Here is an 18,018-nt window from a genome sequence, read left to right as displayed (position 1 = left end):
TTTAAAGCCACACTGCCAGGGCGCCCTGGGTCTGATTACGCATTGTTGGCATCAATGGTAAAATCTATTCGATAAAAATTATCAAGGAGAATGACCATTTGATGACCGATTTAACCCATACACCCGATTGGGTCAAAAACGCCATTTTTTACCAGATATTTCCGGATCGTTTCGCAAAATCGAAAAATGTGGAGAAGCCAGAACATCTTGAACCCTGGAGTTTACCGGTGACCCAGCACGGTTTTAAAGGTGGTGATTTGCTGGGCGTGTGTGAACATTTGGATTATCTCCAGGATCTGGGTGTAACTGCGCTTTATTTCAACCCGATCTTTGCTTCCGCAGCAAATCATCGCTATCATACGTTTGATTATTACCAGGTTGATCCCATCTTGGGCGGTAACACAGCATATTTCACGCTTTTGGAAGAAGTTCATCGGCGAGGAATGTACCTGATCCTTGATGGTGTTTTCAATCATGCCAGTCGCGGTTTCTTTCAATTTCATCATATTCTTGAGAACGGGGAAAAATCACCTTATCGAGACTGGTTCACGGTGTATGGCTACCCGCTGAATGCTTACCACGACAAACCAAACTATTCCGCCTGGTGGAACATGCCCGCGTTGCCACAATTCAATACGGATAACCCGCGCGTCCGGGAATTCTTGTTTGGGATTGCCCGGTACTGGATTGAACAAGGCGCAGACGGCTGGCGGTTGGATGTACCCTTTGAAATTAAAGACCCCGAATTCTGGCGAAAGTTTCGAGTGATTACCAAGGAAGCCAACCCCGATGCCTACCTGGTAGGCGAAATCCCCTCGGAGGCGCAGGAATGGTTACAGGGCGATATGTTTGATGCCGTGATGAATTACCAGTTCACCGCGGCTTGCGTGGGTTTCTTTGGGAAGGGCAGCCGGGATGATGGACTGATCTCGGGGATGATGGGACTGCCTGAAATTCCGGAATTGGATGCTTCAGATTTCGCCCAGCGCACCCGGCAATTGCTGGAAATTTATCCCCGTCAAAACGCACTGGCGCAGCTCAACTTGCTGGATAGCCATGATATGCCGCGTTTTTTGAGTATGGTGAGAGGGAAGAAAGACGCCTTCCGGCTGGCAAGTTTATTTCAAATGACTTATCCTGGCGCACCGTGTATTTATTACGGTGATGAGATTGGATTGATGGGCGGGCGTGATCCTGACTGCCGGGCACCGTTCCCCTGGGATGAAGCGGTCTGGGATCATGACCTGCACAACGCAATCAGGACCTATACCCATCTGCGATTAAAGCATCCCGTTTTACGTGCCGGCGAATTTGAGCCTGTATTTGCCCAGGAAGCATGCCTGGCTTATTTACGCCATCTGGATGGTGAGCAACTCTTCGTTTTACTGAACACCGGTCATTCGACCTGGGATTTCAATGTGCCGGTGGAGAAATGGTTTGCTAACGCCGTTGAATTCGAGGACCTGTTGGGCGGTGAAGGGGCTGTGATTGAAGAAGGACATTTGCGCAAAGGTCAACTGCCACCCTGGCAGGGGGCGGTTTTAAAGCCCATATCCTGAACCGTCTGTGGCGTGGTTGATTTAGGATATGGGATTAGAATCATTTGCATTATATTAAAAAGGATTAAGTGATAAATCATTTATTTTTGAAGGAGAGCGCCAACCATGATTGCTATTTTTGAACAATTTTCTCCTATTATCCAGGCGTTAATGGGCACGTTATTTACCTGGTTCATGACGGCATTTGGAGCATCCCTGATATTTTTAACCAGGGAAGTCAATCAGAGACTGTTGGATGGCTTATTAGGCTTTGCTTCGGGTGTGATGATTGCTGCCAGTTTCTGGTCGTTGCTGGAACCGGCCATCGAGCTATCGCATGATATGACTGTGCCAGTCTGGGTTCCGGCAGCAGTGGGATTTCTTCTGGGCGGATTGTTCCTGTTTCTGGTGGACAAGCTGCTACCGCACCTTCATATGGGCATGGAGATGGGTGAAGCTGAAGGCTTGAAATCCTCCTGGCGGCGCAGCGTGCTGTTGATCACGGCGATCACCCTGCACAATATCCCTGAAGGGCTGGCTGTCGGGGTTGCCTTTGGTGCAGCGGCTGCCAACGTTGAAGGCGCCAGTATTGCCTCGGCGATTGCATTGGCTGTCGGAATTGGGCTGCAGAACTTCCCGGAAGGGTTGGCAGTGTCTGCACCGTTACGTCGAGAGGGATGGCCGCGGGGTAGAGCGTTTTTCTACGGTCAGCTATCCGGTATCGTGGAACCGATTGCAGGTGTGATTGGGGCAGCGTTGACGATCCTGATGCGCCCATTACTGCCCTATGCCCTGGCATTTGCAGCCGGAGCAATGATCTACGTTGTGGCAGAAGAGCTGATCCCAGCCACGAAATGTGAGGGGCACTCGGACATCCCTACACTGGGCGTGATGTTAGGTTTTGCCGTCATGATGATTTTGGATGTTGCTTTCGGATAAAAAATCCTCTTATGCTGAAAAAGCCAGACTACTTTGGAGATCTGGCTTATTTTTATTTCTGTGCTGTTCGCCACACCTGGTAAAGCGCCAGGTTGCCTATTTTCCCGTCAGAATAAAACATATCGCAAATATCGAAACCTGACTTGAAGGCTAACTCGCTCAGGCGATCTTCGCTGAAGGTGTGGACATAGCGCATACCTGGAGAGTCGCCTGCGCGCCAATCCAGCAATACATCTCCGGCATCCAGTTCATCCGGCTTCAGACCCACCGTTGACCAGGGAATAACCCGTTTGCGCAACCGTGAGCTGTTTTGCCACTGCCAGACAGAAAGCGCCACCCGTCCATGGGGTGAAATCAGGTTACGGAAAGCTCGGACAGTTTCCAGGCGCAGGTCCGCTCCTGGCAGGTGGTGCAGGACAGCGAAGGCAACCAGCCAATCGAAATTATTGGTCGGAATGGATGCTGACCAATTCGGTTCAGCTAAGTCAATTTTTTGAAATATATAGGTCCCAGATGGCGGCGAGCACAGCAGGCGCCGGGCGTCATCCAGCAAGTCTGCGCTCAGGTCAACGCCGAGGTATTCCCCAGAAAAGCCTCGTTCAGCAAGGTGCCGGGCCAGCGTGCCGTTCCCGCAGCCGATATCGATTATCCGGGCGTCGGATTGGAGGCTGTCAATCAACCGGCGAACCCCGGGCTGAACCTGATGCCGGGTTGCGCTAAAAGATCCAGAATGATGTTGATAGAAGATCTGGTTGATTTCGAGTAATTTCGCTTTGATTTCCGAGTTCATCATGGTTTTGAACGGTTAATTTTTCTCAAGCCGAGTTTCTGCCTCGCCGTTTTTCGTTTTTGAGCGACCATCAGAAGAAAGCTGCGATGGCACTGCGACCGATCACCATGAAAGGCTTCTCTCCCAGGTTGAAACCAAACTCAGGGATCGACCAGCCATAGTAAAACCAATCGATTACGCCAAACACCAATCCGATCCATGCGTAAACATACCGACGTTTCATTAAATGGCTCCAGATTATCAGGTAAAGATCGGTTCTTCTTTATACTATTAATTCAAGAATGATGTGGAGGATCGATGGATCCATTTTTAGAAATGATTCTTCCTGAAGCTGCCCGCGAAAGGCGTGTCATAAAAACACCACCTTTCTTGGTGGAGAAAGCAGGTGACAGGGCGCATAAGTGATCGAAGGGTCTTCTCCATCAAACAAAATCTGTGTTTTCACCTGTTGAGACACCGACTTGTGATCGATCAAAATTAGCAATTTGTTATCACTTTGGCAACCTTCTTCAGCCAGTGGGTCTGCAACGCGAAGAGCTGTAACTGGGTACAATTGATGCTGATGAAAGCGGAAACTTGGCGAAAAAAGCGCGATTACAGTCAGGAAGAACTGGACCTGGCTCTACAGATATTGGAAGCGATCAAGGGTGGGATGAACCTGCAGACCGCCCAGCGAGAATTTCCCAAACCAGGCGGTGGCGGTTTTATGCCCAAACATGCCCTGGTGGCTGTCTATACCCGCATGGTGGAAAGCGGCGCATGGCCTGAAGACGATGCCTTGCTGGCAAAAATCCGCATGAAGCCGACGCGCACCCTCTCGGGGGTGACGACGGTCACCGTGCTGACGGGTTTTTATCCCTGCCCGGGAGATTGTATTTTCTGTCCACAGGAAGATCAATTGCCAAAAAGCTATTTAAGTGAAGAGCCCGGCGCCAAGCGCGGTGTAGAAAATAAATTCGACCCCTATTTGCAAACCCGCAACCGGATCAAAGCATTAGCGGCTGTCGGGCACCCCACGGATAAGATTGAACTTCTAATCCTGGGTGGCAGCTTTTGTGCTTATCCCCGGGATTACCAGGCCTGGTTTGTGCAGCGCTGTTTTGATGCCATGAATGCCGATGAACTCGGGGGAGACCAGGGATCAAAATCATTGGAAGAAGCCCAGGAAATCAATGTTAACGCAGCGCATCGCAATGTAGGTCTGGTGATTGAAACCCGACCGGACCTGGTGAACCGGGCTGCGCTGCCCTGGTATCGACGCCTGGGCGTGACCAAGGTGCAAATGGGCGCCCAGAGCCTTGATGACCGGATTCTGCACCTTAATCGGCGGGGTCATACGGTCCGCGACACGCTGGAGGCAACGAGCTTATTGCGCGCCGGCGGCTTTAAGATTGTTCTGCACTGGATGCCCAATTTGTTTGGGGCGACGCCGGAAAGCGACCAGGACGATTTTGCGCGCTTATGGGGGGATGGCGCTTTTTGCCCTGATGAAATTAAAATTTACCCCTGCCAGTTGCTGGAAGGAACGCAGCTTTACCAGTTGTGGCGTGAAGGAAAGTATCAACCCTATTCTGAGGAGACGCTGCTGGACCTGATCGCGAGATTAAAGACCACTGTTCCCCGTTATTGCCGCATCAACCGGATTATTCGCGATATCCCCTCTACGTATGTCGTCGCCGGGAACAAAAACACCAGCCTGCGTCAGGATATCCAGCGGGAGATGGCGCGGCGTGGCACCCGCTGCGAATGCATCCGCTGCCGGGAAATTCGTAAAAAGCAGGTAAGCGTCGATACTGTGACCTTGAATGACCTGGTCTATCGCCCTGCCCATGCGGAAGAGCATTTCCTCTCCTTTGATACAGTGGATGATCACCTGGCGGGTTTTCTGCGATTGTCCCTGTCAGATGATACCCGCCTTACGGGCATGGTCGATTTGGAGGAGGCTGCCATCATTCGAGAAGTGCATGTGTACGGCCAGTCCCTGGCGCTGGGTGATGAACGGTATGGAATTGCCCAGCACAGCGGTTTGGGGACGCGCCTGATTCAGCGCGCCGAGGAGATCGCCAGCAGAGCAGGATACCGAAAAATGGCAGTCATCGCTGCGGTTGGCACCCGTGCCTATTACGCCGAAAGGGGCTACGCACTGGGGGAAAACTATATGATAAAGACCCTGGAATAAATACGGGATCAGGGTATGAATTGAAAAATCTGCATGGCCAGGGGTTGCAAGGCAATGGCAAGGATGCCCATGATCACGCCAATCACCCAACCGGCGACCACATCTAAAAAATAGTGTACCCCCAGGGCAACACGCGAAATGCCAACCCAGGGCGCCCATAGCACCACCAAAATGGCAAACCATGGCGGCCCGAAGGCAATCGCCAGCACCGCCAAGGTTGCTGAGCGTGCTGCATGTCCGCTGGGAAAGGAATGCGGATCAGTGATGCGATAAATTTGCCCCCATTCGCCTTCCGGGCGGGGACGGCGAATGGTGAATTTGAGCAGGACGACGATCGCAGCCATAATCACCAGACCAAAGGCAATGAAGAACAGCCGCTGGCGCCATTCATCCGCGCTAAAAATCCAGGCAATTACCAGAGCAGCCAGCCACAGCCAGGAATCCCCGGAATGAGCAAAAATTTTTAAAACAAGAACAAGGGATTTTTGTTGTTCATTGATATGTAAAGATTTGGAAATTTTAGAATCAAGCTTAAGTAGCTGACGCTTCCAATGTTTCACAGACTCTCCTGCAAATAGTCTCGCAAAATAGCCAGTTGGTGGGGTTTATCAGCATCCATGCCAATTTCAGCATACGGATTGAGAAGAGCCCTAGCATCCAGGTCGAGTCGTTTAACTACCCGTTTAACAGCTCCCTCCAGGGTGATCAGGCGCGTGGCAACCAGCAGCAAGGTAGTAAACCCGATTAATCCAGCCTGTTTAAGCGGGCGCTTTCTGGCGTCGGTCAGCTTCTGCCAGACGGGTCGTTCGGAGGCGAAAATATTTTTGTCGACGACGTTCAGATCACCGCCACAAACCGATACATCCTTAAAAGGAATATAGGTGCGGCTGGAATTTGGGAAACTTGCTTCCATGACCTGCTGAGAGATGACGTTGTAATACAACACCCGGGACGGGTCTTCCGCCACCTGGTTGGCCAACCACTCAACCATGTGGGGTTTAATAGCAGGGATATCTGCCGATGCAATCAGGGCTTTTGAACGCTGGGGGTGATCGATGTATGTTTGGGTGACGCCGTAGCGGATATTATCCACCATGTCACCCTGGTCATCCAGGAAATGTAAGGGTTTGACTGCATGCAATCCGCAATCCGCAGGCAGCCCGATCACGTAAAGCTCAGCTACAGAAGAGGCCTCATCCAGTGCATCGATGACCCATTGAACCATCGGTTTGCCGTGGATGTCGATCAAACTGCGCGAACCACGGACGCTTTCAGGGTAAAGCGGGTCGTCGCTGCTCAGCGTGCCCCCGGCAAGGATAACAGCATCGAGCGTGATCAATTTAAAACCCGCAATTCCGGTTGTAAACCCGCTGTATTGACCAAACCTTCGAGCATCTTGAAATACGGTTGATGATGATAGAGATCGACTTTTTGTTTATAACCGCTGACGGCCAGCAGGGCTGCTTCCATCATATTGGTGCCAAACGAGCGTCCTTCGTAAACAGGCGTGGTGGTCATCAGGTATTTAACGCCTGCTTTCGTAAATAACTCCACATCTGCAGGGGTGGTGGTATTGGTGACAATGACCTTGCCTTCGAGATCGTCTGGCATATAGCGGGTGATGTATTTGCAGTCACCGGCAATGACGCTGGATTGCTGAAATACCCAGGTGTATTTTGGTTTTCGCTGATTTTGTTTCTCACCGGTGGGGTAGACCCACTCAAAGGGCAAACGGGCGACCAGTGGGATCAGCACGGCCAGGATGCGCTTGAGTATGCGTTCACTCCTTACAGGAAAGGGTAAACCCAGAGAAAAGAGCACATCACCAAGCGTGTACTGGTAACCCGCATCGACAAATGAGCGTAACAGACCATAGCGGTCCACACCGGTCATCACCAGGACTGAGCGTCCGATCTGGTCGAGATAGCCGCCAATTTCGGCATCTAAAATGCTGGCGCAACGGTTTTCCAGGGTGTTTTTCAACCCGCATCCATCCACTACCGGGGTGATTTGAACATCCTGAATGATCGGAAGCACCGAATAGAGGGGATACCACCTGTCGGCATAAAAAAGACCTAAATCAGTGCCGCCCACGCCAAAGGCATCGACCTGGCCATCTAATTCGCGAAATTTCTCGCGAGCGGCGTTCATGTCACCGTCAGTTGCGATGCGACTGATACGCACTTCTTCTCCCAGGAGGTTAACAATCACGGTTTTATTGCGTATCGATGAACCAATACTGATACTTAACGCTTCTTTCATCGGATTCTTCTTTCAATTTGAATTTTGAAAAGTATACCATAAAGGAAATCGTTTGTATCGATTTTGTCCAGCCGGCTCGTACCGCTGGTTTGTACTGAAGGTCAGATTCACAAGGAGTATAATCAGGCTATTAATGACTGGGAGTTTCACCATGAACACAATACACCGCGCCATTTTATGGGACCTGGATGGAACCATCGTTGATACGAATGCCTGTCATGCACATACATGGGAAAGCGTGCTGAACAAGTATGGTTTTGAGTTTGATCGGCGAGCGTATGCCGAAAATTTCGGACGGAATAATACCAGCCTGTTACCGGCTTTGCTGGGTTTTTTCCCTGATGATGACTTGATGATGAACATTGTTGAAGAAAAAGAAAGTTTATTTCGACAAATTGCTGCAAATTGGATCACGCTCGTTCCCGGTGTGATGACCTGGCTGAAAGACGCCCGCGAATTAAATTACCGCCAGGCGATCGCTTCTTCGGCGCCGCATGAAAATATCAATACCATGCTGGCAATCATGAACCTGGACGGCTGTTTTGATGCAATAATTTCTGGAACCGATTTGCCTGCCAAACCACGTCCAGATGTCTTTCTGCGTGCTGCAGATGTGTTGGGGGTTTTTCCACAAGATTGCCTGGTGATTGAGGATGCAATCGCTGGCGTTCAAGGGGCTCATGAAGCAGGGATGTCCTGCATAGCAGTGGCAACAACTCACCCCCCAGAAGAGTTGGACCAGGCTGATGCAGTGATTCAGGATTTTACGATCCCTTTTACAGAGGTACTGCAGGTTCTGAACTGGGATTGAGCGAACTTTTTCCTGTCCAATCGTAATAATCGATTCATTTTGCAATATAATTGTGATTGAGCATGCATTTTGTCGCCATCTTATCGGATGGTTGGTTTCATTTAATTTTCACTGGAATGAAAATTTCCGGGAAAGAGCAAGGAGCGATTTGTGGGGAGGCGAAATATGCCACAGAAAATCTATCAACGGATCCAGATTATTTTGATAATCTTTATCATTTTGTGCCTGGTGTCGGGATGCCGTTCGCCCTGGCAGTCACAACCTGAGGTTGCCACACAAGTCATGAAAGAGCCGGGGGTACAGTTTACCCCAACGCCCACCCGCGAACCGCGCACTGATTTACCGCCTGCACTGGTTGAGGTCAGACCATTTCCTTCCAGTGTGATTGGCTTAAATGAGTCAATTACGCTTTATTTTAACCAGGCGATGGATTACAGCGCTGTAGAAGCCGCGTTTCATTTCGAGCCGCGCATCAGCGGACGTTTTGAGTGGGAAGATTCTCGCACGGTGACATTTTATCCTGATCAAAAATTGGAGGCTGGCAGTCATCTAACATTGGCTATTGACACCACCGCCCAGGCTGCCAATCAAAAGAATTTGTCCGACCCGGTTGAATTGAATTTTCAGGTCGCTGATCATCTTCAAACGATACAGGTGATGCCAGTGAACGGCACGCAGGATGTCGACCCAGAAAGCGTGATTTTTGTTGCTTTCAATCAGCCGGTGGTTCATTTAGGAGAGGAATCCAGTGCTGAGCCGGGCTTCTCACTCTCGCCAGAGGTACCTGGCAAAGGTACCTGGTTGAACACCAGCACTTATGTATTTACACCTGAGCCGGGTATGAGCGGCGGTACAACCTACACGATAGCATTGAATAGAAACCTGACAGCGACTTCTGGGGCAACAATGTCGTCAAATCAGGCGTTTGAATATCACTTTTCGACCAAACAGCCCGAGATTGAAAAGGTTTTACCCATGCCGGGTGAACTTCTCAGCTTGGATGGTCCGGTGGAAATTCTCTTTAACATGCGCATGAATACCCAAAGCGTGGAAGAAAATTTCAGTCTGACGGATGCACGCGGTACAAAGGTTGCGGGAAAGTTTGAGTGGGAGTCGAATGACCGTCACCTGGTATTTACGCCTGGCAGTCTGCTTGACAGGGATTCAACGTATATCATACGCTTGAAGTCGGAGGCACAATCTGCTGGTGGATTGCCCATCTTGGTGGAGATCAATACGCCCCGGCACACGTATTCAGACTTTGGTGTCAATACCAGTGTTGCTCCGAAGTTTGAATCGTATTATGCCGGCTTTGGCGCATACGAGATTGATTTTTCAGCTCCCTTAGACGATCGGGCGTTGGATGAAAATATTCAGCTCACTCCAGAGGTTGCCGGGGCGCGATTTTTTGTGGCATCGGGAGAAAGAACACTTCTGATTTACGGTTATTTTCGCTATGAAACCACATATACTTTGAGATTGGATCCAAAATTAAAGGATATTTGGGGTGGAGAACTGGCAGAAGCATTCGAAACCACCTTTACCACTCCGCCTGCAGCACCCTCGCTAAACATGGCCAGCGGTTATCCCACTGACAACTTGATGTTTATCCCTGCGTCTGCACCAGAGTTGATTTTGCAGGCGACCAATATCAATTCTTTATCCTTTGAGATTGCGCCGATTAGCGTGGAAGATTTGATCATATTGCTGCATCCGGATAACTATCGTTACCGGGAAATATTTTTACCTGAGGTCAGAGAGGTGACGACGCATCAATTGACGCTTTCAAGCAACCAGCGTGAGGTTTTCTCCTTGCCGCTCTCTTATCAGGGTGATCCGCTGACTTCGGGCATTTATTATCTGGGAATACAAACGCCGGACATCCCCGCAGAAGAAAATGAGCATTATCAGAAATATTTTTTGATCGTAAGCGAAAACAACCTGGTGATGAAAATAGCTCCCGAACAGGCTTTTATTTGGGCGACACACCTGGATGATTTCACTCCGCTGAGCGATGCGCCGGTTGCGGTGTACAACGCTGAGGGCGACCTCCTTGTCAGGGAGAAATTTAATTCAGAAGGCCAATTTATCGGTGAATTTCCTCGGGTAGATGAGCCCTATGATACGTATTTTGCACTGGCTGGCACACCGGGAGAAGCCGATTTTGGTTTTAGTATTTCCACATGGCAGGAGCTTTTCCAGCTTTATGAACAGGGCATCCCATATGACTTTTTACCGGACCTTTTAGATGCCTACATTTATACGGACCGACCTGTTTACCGCCCTGGAGACACCATTCACTTTAAGACGATTGTTTTTTCCAGGGATGACGGTTTGCTGGCATTTCCTGCCTTTGATTCTGTTACGGTCACCCTTCAAGGCGACCCGGGCATATCGGGAAGATCGGCAACAATCTATACAGAAGACCTGCCGTTAAGTCGCTTTGGCACCGCTTCGGGTTCGGTTGATCTTTCGGAGGATATACCGACAGGATACTATTGGATCGATGTTTCGGTCGATGAAACGTTGATCAAAACCCTGTTTTTGGATGTCGCAGCCTACCGAAAACCTGAAATTGATCTGTCGGTCAGGTTTACCGATGAAGCGCTTCAGGCTGGCGAGAAGATGATTGCGCACACCTGGGCGGATTACTACTTTGGCTTGCCTGCGGCAGAGACGAACTTTTCGTGGAGCCTTTATATTAAGGATGGCGATTTTTCCCTGCCTGGTTATCAGGTGGGTCCACTTCCAGAATTTTGGAGCAGGTCGTATTATCCGGAATATTCTCCCTGGGGTGAAGTTATGCTTTACGGCGAAGGGGTTACCGACGGAGCTGGTCAATCGACATTGGCCTTCACTGCGACTGATTACATCCCAGCGGGAGGGATGGCGGGCGGTTTGAAAGAATACAGCCTGGAAGTGACGGTGATGGATGAAAGCGGTTTTCCGGTCAGCTTGAGAGATTCGCTCCTGGTTCACCCTGAAACTTTTTACATTGGTGTGAAACCTGGATCCTATTTTGGCACTGCCGGTTCTTTGTTTGAATTTTCAATATTTACCGTGGATTGGAACAAGGAACCTGTGAGTCAAATTGAGCTGGAAGCGACCTTTGAGTCGATACATTGGGATGTGAAAGAGACCGGTAACCCGGAAAAGCCTTTTGAATACGTGGAGGTCACCAAGTTGATCGGTGGTGCGAGCCCGGTCAGCAACCGGGAGGGTAAGGCGCAGATTGGTTTTACTCCACCTGATCCTGGCACATACCGCCTGACCCTAAAGGCGGATCATGCCCTGACCCAGGTGCTGGTTTGGGTTGGCGGCGAGAGCGGCGCTATCTGGCCCGTGCAATCCTATAACCAGATCGAATTGATACCTGACCTTGATGAATATCAGCCGGGCCAGGTGGCGCAGGTGTTTTTCCCTAATCCGTTTACTGGAGGCGCCAAAGCCCTGGTGACAATTGAACGCGGTTCAGTCCTGAGCAGCCAGATATTTGATATCTCTGGTTCAGGAACAACTGTATCGTTTCCAATCACAGAAGAATCGATCCCTAATCTATATGTCTCTGCCATTCTTTTAGGCAGGGATGCCGCTGATAGACCGGATTACAGGCAGGGAACGATAATATTACCTGTTTCACGAGCCAGTAAAACCCTGACTATGGAACTACAAGTCGACCCCCAACTGACTGAACCGGGTGAAAATGTGAGCCTGAAGCTGAAAATCACCGATCACGCTGGAAATCCAATCCAGGGCGAGTTCTCTGTGAGCGTGGTAGACAAGGCTCTGCTCGCGCTGGTGCCGCCCAACACATCCCCCATCATCGATGCGATTTATCAGGATACACCGCTTTCTGTTCAAACGAGTTTTTCTTTATATACCTACGTCAAACAATTCTCTGTTGTTCCCCTGGATATTGGTGGGCTGGGCGGCGGTTCGGACGGTCTGGTTGAAACTGGAATCAGGGAAGACTTTCCCGACACCGCTTTCTGGCAGGCAAATGTGATCACAGGCGTGGACGGTACAGCCCAATTGGTCATCCCATTGCCAGACAGCCTGACCACATGGGTGGTAGAGGCGCGTGGCTTAAGTGATACCTTCCTTGTGGGGCAGGCTGAGGTTGAGGTTAAAACCCAAAAACCTCTCATGATCCGCCCGGTTACACCGCGCTTCCTGGTAGACGGTGACCAGGTTGAGCTGGCTGCCATTGTGCACAACAACACCGTTGAAGCCTTGCAGGTCGATGTGACCCTGGCGGCAGAAGGTTTTACTCTGACCGATGCGAAATCTTCGCAGCGGGTGACGATTGAACCGGGTCGGAGCCAGCGCGTCGCGTGGTGGGGAACTGTGGAGAGCGTTGACGCTGTCGCTCTCGTTTTCCAGGCTGTAGGCGGCGTTTATTCTGACGCCAGCGCCCCAATATGGGGAGATTTGCCGGTAAAACGCTACAGGATGCCACACACTTTCAGCACAGCAGGTCAGTTGGTTGAAGCAAGCGAGCGTCTTGAGGTAGTGAGTTTACCGATCACGAGCGACCCATCTTCGGGAGAACTGGTGTTAACGATAAATCCATCGCTACTGGCGAGCCTGGTTGAAGGGTTGGAAGCGCTTGAGGATGTTCCCTATGGCGACACGATTTCCGTGCTTTCACGTCTGTTGGCGAACCTAAACGCTTACCTTGTTTTACAGAATTTAGACCTCGCCACAGGCACTTTGGCAGCATCTTTGGAACAGGTGACCCGCTCGGGTATCAATCATTTATTGTCCATTCAAAATTACGATGGCGGCTGGTCCTGGTGGGGAACAGCCAACATTGAGGATCAGAAATCCAGCCCATTTATTACAGCTTATGTGTTATTGGGCCTGGAGATGGCCAACCAGGCTGGCATAGAGATTAACGAGAGTTCGATGACCCGGGCAAGAGATTACCTGGTTTTTGAATTGAGACAACCGGATGATGCGGACACGGCATGGATGCTTGATGAACAAACTTTCCTGGTTTATGCCCTCAGAAATCACAATTTAAACCTGACTCCGACTATCGATAGCCTTTACGCCCGTCGAACAGAATTGAGTTCCTGGGCATTGGGTTTGCTGGCGTTGACAATCCGCGAGCAGGGAGGGATGGTCACCCGATCGAACACTTTGATCGCTGACATTGAAAGCAGGGCGATCCGTTCAGCCACGGGTGTGCATTGGGAGAGCGAACGTGCTTACTGGATGCTGCCCGGAACGCCCGTCTTCAATACTGCGGCTGTGATCTACACATTGGCGCAGCTTGACCCTGCATCAACAAGCCTATCCCCGGGCTTGGTTTACCTGATGAGTCATCGTAATATGCAAGGGTTGTGGTCCTCCAGTTTTGAATCTGCCTGGGTGCTGATGGCGGTGACCAGGGCGATTGAAGGTACAGGCGATTACCTGGCTGATTACACGTTCCAGGCGGATTTGAATGAGACGGCTTTCGTTGAAGGGCGAGGAACAGGCCCTGAATCAATCGATACGGTCATTGCCAAGGCGCCAATCAGCACCCTGTACGCTGATGCTCCCAACACCTTATTAATTCAAAAAGGGGAAGGTGCAGGTACATTGTATTATCGGGTGGACCTGAACACTTATCAGCCAGCAGCGAATGCACCGGCGATTAATCACGGTATCAACCTGCAACGCGATTACTACCTGGCTGCTGAGGGGTGTCCGGGCGCCGAAGATTGTGTGCCCATTGATTCGGTTTCACTCAGCACCGACAATCCTGCCCAATTCATCACCGTTGTGCTGACGGTAAACCTGCCCAATGGTATGTACAATCTGATGGTTGAAGATTTTATCCCGGCGGGAACGGAGATTATCGATCCCCGGTTCTCAACCTCACCAATCCTGCTTGAAGGTTCAGGCGGGTTGTTTGATCCCGGGTCGCCTTTTGCGAGCGGCTGGGGATGGTGGTATTTTGACCAGCCCCAAATTTATGATGATCATATATTGTGGACAGCCGAATATGTACTTGCCGGGACCTATTTACTGGTTTATAACCTGTTACCCTATCAGCGCGGGACCTACCAGGTTCTGCCAGCCCATGCCTGGCAAATGTTCTACCCGGAGGTTCAGGGAACAACTGCGGGGAGCCGGTTTATTATAGAGTAGCAGGATTGACGAAAGCGAAAACGCCGTTCACATCAGGAACGGCGTTATACGTTTAATGGAATTTGTGACCAGAAGATTCAGTTTAAATCAGGTTTTTAGGAAGGGGATTAACGCGATGATCGTAAAACCAATAAAAACCACCAGGCTGGCTACCACAATGTCGCTACGACGGCGACTGTCGCTGATTGAAAGGAAGGGCGGAGCCCCCACCAGTTTCAGGGTAGGACCCGCTTTCCAGGCAAAGAAAATTCCGCCCAGAAAGCCGCCGATATGTCCCATATTATCGATTAAGGCTCTGCCTAAAAAACCATAAGCCAGGTTAATTAATAAGATCATTACAAGGTTAATGATCGCCTGCCGTGTACGGGTGGGTCCAAACAGCGTACGGTTTTGAAAGATGAATATCCCTTCAGCGGCAAAGATTCCGAAAATGGCGGTGGATGCCCCCAAAGACGGTGCAGGGGTGAGGACAAAAGAGAGCACGTTACCCGCAAAAGCTGAAAGGAAATACATTAATAAGAATCGCCCGGGGCCATAAAAACGTTCCAGGCGGTTTCCGATCATGAACAGCGCATACATATTTAAAACAAGATGCAGAATTCCGCCGTGTAGAAGCGCTGGCGTCAGCAAACGCCAGACCTCACCCTGCATGATGAATTCATTAATCTTCCCGCCAAAGAGGAACAGAAGATCATACCCGGTCGATATCTGCACCAGGTATTGAACAATAAAAATCACTGATGTGATCACTGTCAGAATGATGGTCACAATGGGCTTACGATCGGGCAGTTGCACCCGGACAGCCTGGCGTTGTTGTTCTTCGCCCTGTGGTGGTGTTTCTTCGTTCATAGCTGGACCCTTCTGGGGTGGACACGGTGATGCTCTGCAGTGATGATGTTTTCGATAATATCCAACGTGCGATCGAGCTGCCCTTCTTTGTTAACGACGATGTAGTCGAAGATATCCAGTGAGTCGTATTCCTGTTTGGCGGTTTGGATGCGTACAAGCAGCTCTTCTTCGGATTCGCTGCGCCGTCTTTTCAGCCGTTGGATCCATTCATCGCTGCTGCTGGCGGTCAGGAAGATCAGGATCGCATCCGGGCTCAGGGTGCGCACAGTTTTTGCCCCCTGGAAATCAAGGCGCATCACCACATCGAGCCCGGTTTCCAGCGCTTGCCTGGCCTGGGATTTTGGGACGCCCTTATAATCTGAATAGACTTTAGCATGTTCAAAAAACTCACCTGCTGCGATTAACGCCTCAAACTCCTCTTTACTGTAGAAGTAATAATCTACACCGTTTACCTCGTTCACACGTGGCGGGCGACTGGTGGCTGTGACCACAAAATGAAAAGGCAATTGACGCGCTCGAAGACCCTTAACAACAGCATCTTTGCCAATCCCTGAAGGTCCCGAGATAACAATCAGCAGAGGTGTGTGTTGCGGTTGTTTGATTTCTATATCAATTTTCATATATTATTCCAATTCGTCTTCTTGAAAAAAATGTTTGAACCTGACGCTGAAAAACCTTGACCCTTATATTTGACAAATTCAGTCATTGGTTATAATGTATTTTATAACATGAACTGGAGAAATGCCAATGCCGACCTATAATTACCAATGCTTGGACTGTAAGGCTCGTTTTAAGCGCTACCTGACTTACGCCGAATATGATCGTGCGGAAATTGTCTGTTCGGTCTGTGGCAGCTCTCACGTCCAACGACGGATTGGCAGAGTGCGAATTGCTAAATCTGAGGATCGGCGCATCGAAGACCTGGTCGATCCGACCCAGTTAGCCGGGATTGAAGATGATCCCCGGGCACTTGGACGGTTGATGCGGAAAATGGGTCAAGAGATGGGTGAGGACACCGGTCCTGAATTTGATGAAGTAGTCTCACGGTTGGAAAAGGGAGAAGACCCCGAACAAATCGAACGGGATATGCCAGATTTGGGAGAGGGTTCTTTCGATTTTGACGATTAATTTCAACGTTCCAGCAGTTTTAACAGGTCATTGAAAGAGGTCACCCAGGAGATGGCGTTGAGAAAATCCGCCAATTGATCGTATTGGGCGCGCAAGGCTTGCACTGCAGGTCCGACTGGGTCTTCACCGGCTGCGCCGCCTTCGGGATCAGCGCTGTAGGCGCCGTAAAAGGCAAAATACGCCTGGTTCAGCTTGCGGATCGGATAGCCATTTTCCCAAAAGACCTGTCGGCGTGCTTCCATATATGCTTCAGCGCCTTCGACGTCCCCCTCAGCCAGCAAACGGTCTGTCTCCACCCGTGTAAGGCGCATTTCAGTCTGAAAATTAAACTCATCCGGTTGAGAGACCGTTTCTGGAGGCCCAGGTTGAACTTGCGTCTGAACTGGGGGCGGCGGCAGGTGGTCGGGGTAGTATTTTTCCAGGATCATCCGCCCCAGTTCCTGACCGGCAAGGGTGGCTGTGGTTTCATTGATGGTGCGCAGCACATCGCTGGTGAAATAATTAATGCCTAAAGGTCGCAGGGTAAGGAAGTTGTGCACCCATTCATGAGCGATAACCTCGGTCAGCCACACCAGGTCGGAGGATTGCATGACCATGGTCGGGTAGCTGCCAATTCCGCCTACGGGGACGACCAGGGCAGAGTGATCCAATTTTTTGAAAATGATGCTTTCAAGATGCTCTTTTTGATCGACACTGATGGACGGCGTGAGGGAAACGTCCAGGATCTGGCGAATCTCGGTGCGGGGTGAGATGACGAGTGATTGAGGAACATCACTGACTCGGTACAGCGATGGTGGAGAAACCTGCCCTAAAAACTGCAGACCACTCTCCTGGATAACGGTCATCAGCTGGGTTTGAAGGACTGCCTCAGCCAGTGAGGCTGTGGAATTCAACCGCTCCAGTTCAGTATTAAACTCCTCATGCACAGATTGGCTGACTTGATCGGGATTGGTGATATTGGGGTTGGTATAGATGGCGTCCATTTCAGCATTCAGTCTATTAACCCGCTGCACCCGTGCCAGGTGGTCCAGCACCAGGGCGGATTGTGCCTGAGGCGTGAGAAACCGCTCCAGGCATAATCCCCAACTGGTGAGTTTGGCACCGATCGCGTCCAGGGTCCAGGTGCTGAAATCAAACTCGATTGGGCGGGTAAAGGTGCGTACCAGAAAAGTTAACCCACCGGCAGGGATGGCGGAGCCGCCCAACACAGCCGCCATCAGGACCACCAGGATGAAGATGCGGATGTATCGTCGCCTCTGAAGCAATACGCTCTGAAACTTTGACCATGGACCCATGTTCAGGATTTTAACACAAGGAACAGTGAATGGAAAACACAGAAAAGTTTTCATTCCAGGCGATTTTATGGTCTAATTAAGCCTGA

At 50.4% G+C, this 18,018-nt stretch carries 14 protein-coding genes; 6 read left to right on the top strand and 8 right to left on the bottom strand.

The genetic code is table 11. From position 1 onward, the window contains the following. Positions 1 to 101: 101 nt before the first annotated feature. Together CFX1CAM_RS09395 and CFX1CAM_RS09390 are read left to right on the top strand one after the other, a co-directional pair. Positions 102 to 1,559 carry a glycoside hydrolase family 13 protein gene (locus CFX1CAM_RS09395; protein WP_087862780.1) on the top strand — a complete coding sequence of 486 codons (1,458 nt, stop codon included), beginning with the start codon at positions 102 to 104 and terminating at the stop codon, positions 1,557 to 1,559. A gap of 105 nt (positions 1,560 to 1,664) precedes the next feature. Then, positions 1,665 to 2,477, top strand: coding sequence for a ZIP family metal transporter (locus CFX1CAM_RS09390; RefSeq protein WP_087862779.1), 813 nt, complete (start codon positions 1,665 to 1,667; stop codon positions 2,475 to 2,477). Positions 2,478 to 2,529: 52 nt separating this feature from the next. Here the strand turns inward: CFX1CAM_RS09390 and CFX1CAM_RS09385 are convergent, their stop codons facing one another. Then, a complete protein-coding gene (locus tag CFX1CAM_RS09385; protein ID WP_157891829.1) occupies positions 2,530 to 3,267 on the bottom strand; it encodes a class I SAM-dependent methyltransferase in 738 nt (245 codons plus the stop codon). A 70-nt stretch (positions 3,268 to 3,337) separates the two neighbouring features. Beyond that, a complete protein-coding gene (locus CFX1CAM_RS11435) occupies positions 3,338 to 3,490 on the bottom strand; it encodes a hypothetical protein (RefSeq protein ID WP_157891828.1) in 153 nt (50 codons plus the stop codon). A 333-nt stretch (positions 3,491 to 3,823) separates the two neighbouring features. Between CFX1CAM_RS11435 and CFX1CAM_RS09380 the strand changes: the two genes are divergently transcribed. Beyond that, positions 3,824 to 5,446: an elongator complex protein 3 gene (locus CFX1CAM_RS09380; protein WP_231940982.1), complete on the top strand. Its 1,623-nt coding sequence runs from the start codon at positions 3,824 to 3,826 to the stop codon at positions 5,444 to 5,446. Between the two features lie 8 nt (positions 5,447 to 5,454). On the opposite strand, the gene CFX1CAM_RS09375 is transcribed toward CFX1CAM_RS09380, so the two are convergent. The 3 genes from CFX1CAM_RS09375 to CFX1CAM_RS09365 are packed head-to-tail and all read right to left on the bottom strand — an operon-like array spanning position 5,455 to position 7,708. Next, positions 5,455 to 6,006 (bottom strand): phosphatase PAP2 family protein, encoded by a 552-nt coding sequence (locus CFX1CAM_RS09375; RefSeq protein ID WP_087862777.1) that lies wholly within the window; start codon positions 6,004 to 6,006, stop codon positions 5,455 to 5,457. Continuing rightward, complete coding sequence (locus CFX1CAM_RS09370) at positions 6,003 to 6,785, bottom strand: nucleotidyltransferase family protein (protein WP_157891827.1); 783 nt, start codon at positions 6,783 to 6,785, stop codon at positions 6,003 to 6,005. Before CFX1CAM_RS09370 ends, CFX1CAM_RS09375 begins: the two co-directional genes overlap by 4 nt. Continuing rightward, positions 6,782 to 7,708 carry a quinate 5-dehydrogenase gene (locus CFX1CAM_RS09365; RefSeq protein ID WP_087862775.1) on the bottom strand — a complete coding sequence of 309 codons (927 nt, stop codon included), beginning with the start codon at positions 7,706 to 7,708 and terminating at the stop codon, positions 6,782 to 6,784. Before CFX1CAM_RS09365 ends, CFX1CAM_RS09370 begins: the two co-directional genes overlap by 4 nt. Positions 7,709 to 7,859: 151 nt before the next feature. Between CFX1CAM_RS09365 and CFX1CAM_RS09360 the strand changes: the two genes are divergently transcribed. Beyond that, positions 7,860 to 8,519, top strand: coding sequence for an HAD family hydrolase (locus CFX1CAM_RS09360; RefSeq protein ID WP_157891826.1), 660 nt, complete (start codon positions 7,860 to 7,862; stop codon positions 8,517 to 8,519). A gap of 165 nt (positions 8,520 to 8,684) precedes the next feature. After that, positions 8,685 to 14,660: an Ig-like domain-containing alpha-2-macroglobulin family protein gene (locus CFX1CAM_RS09355; protein WP_087862773.1), complete on the top strand. Its 5,976-nt coding sequence runs from the start codon at positions 8,685 to 8,687 to the stop codon at positions 14,658 to 14,660. 87 nt (positions 14,661 to 14,747) lie between these two features. On the opposite strand, the gene CFX1CAM_RS09350 is transcribed toward CFX1CAM_RS09355, so the two are convergent. Then, on the bottom strand, positions 14,748 to 15,509 hold the full coding sequence (locus CFX1CAM_RS09350; RefSeq protein WP_087862772.1) for a rhomboid family intramembrane serine protease: 762 nt from the start codon (positions 15,507 to 15,509) through the stop codon (positions 14,748 to 14,750). Continuing rightward, a complete protein-coding gene (locus CFX1CAM_RS09345; protein WP_087862771.1) occupies positions 15,506 to 16,129 on the bottom strand; it encodes a guanylate kinase in 624 nt (207 codons plus the stop codon). Before CFX1CAM_RS09345 ends, CFX1CAM_RS09350 begins: the two co-directional genes overlap by 4 nt. A gap of 127 nt (positions 16,130 to 16,256) precedes the next feature. Here CFX1CAM_RS09345 and CFX1CAM_RS09340 point away from each other — a divergent pair, with 127 nt between their 5' ends. Continuing rightward, the gene (locus tag CFX1CAM_RS09340) at positions 16,257 to 16,637 is read left to right on the top strand and encodes an FmdB family zinc ribbon protein (protein ID WP_157891825.1); all 381 of its coding nucleotides are present in this window, start codon (positions 16,257 to 16,259) and stop codon (positions 16,635 to 16,637) included. A gap of 2 nt (positions 16,638 to 16,639) precedes the next feature. Here CFX1CAM_RS09340 and CFX1CAM_RS09335 read toward each other — a convergent pair whose 3' ends face one another. Then, entirely contained in the window at positions 16,640 to 17,902 is a 1,263-nt protein-coding gene (locus tag CFX1CAM_RS09335; protein WP_157891824.1) for a hypothetical protein, read from the bottom strand. Positions 17,903 to 18,018: the final 116 nt, after the last annotated feature.

The sequence above is a fragment of the Brevefilum fermentans genome, assembly GCF_900184705.1.
GTDB lineage: Bacteria > Chloroflexota > Anaerolineae > Anaerolineales > Anaerolineaceae > Brevifilum > Brevifilum fermentans.
The sequence above is the reverse complement of the archived record's forward strand: the minus strand, read 5'-3'. Positions and strand labels throughout refer to the sequence as shown.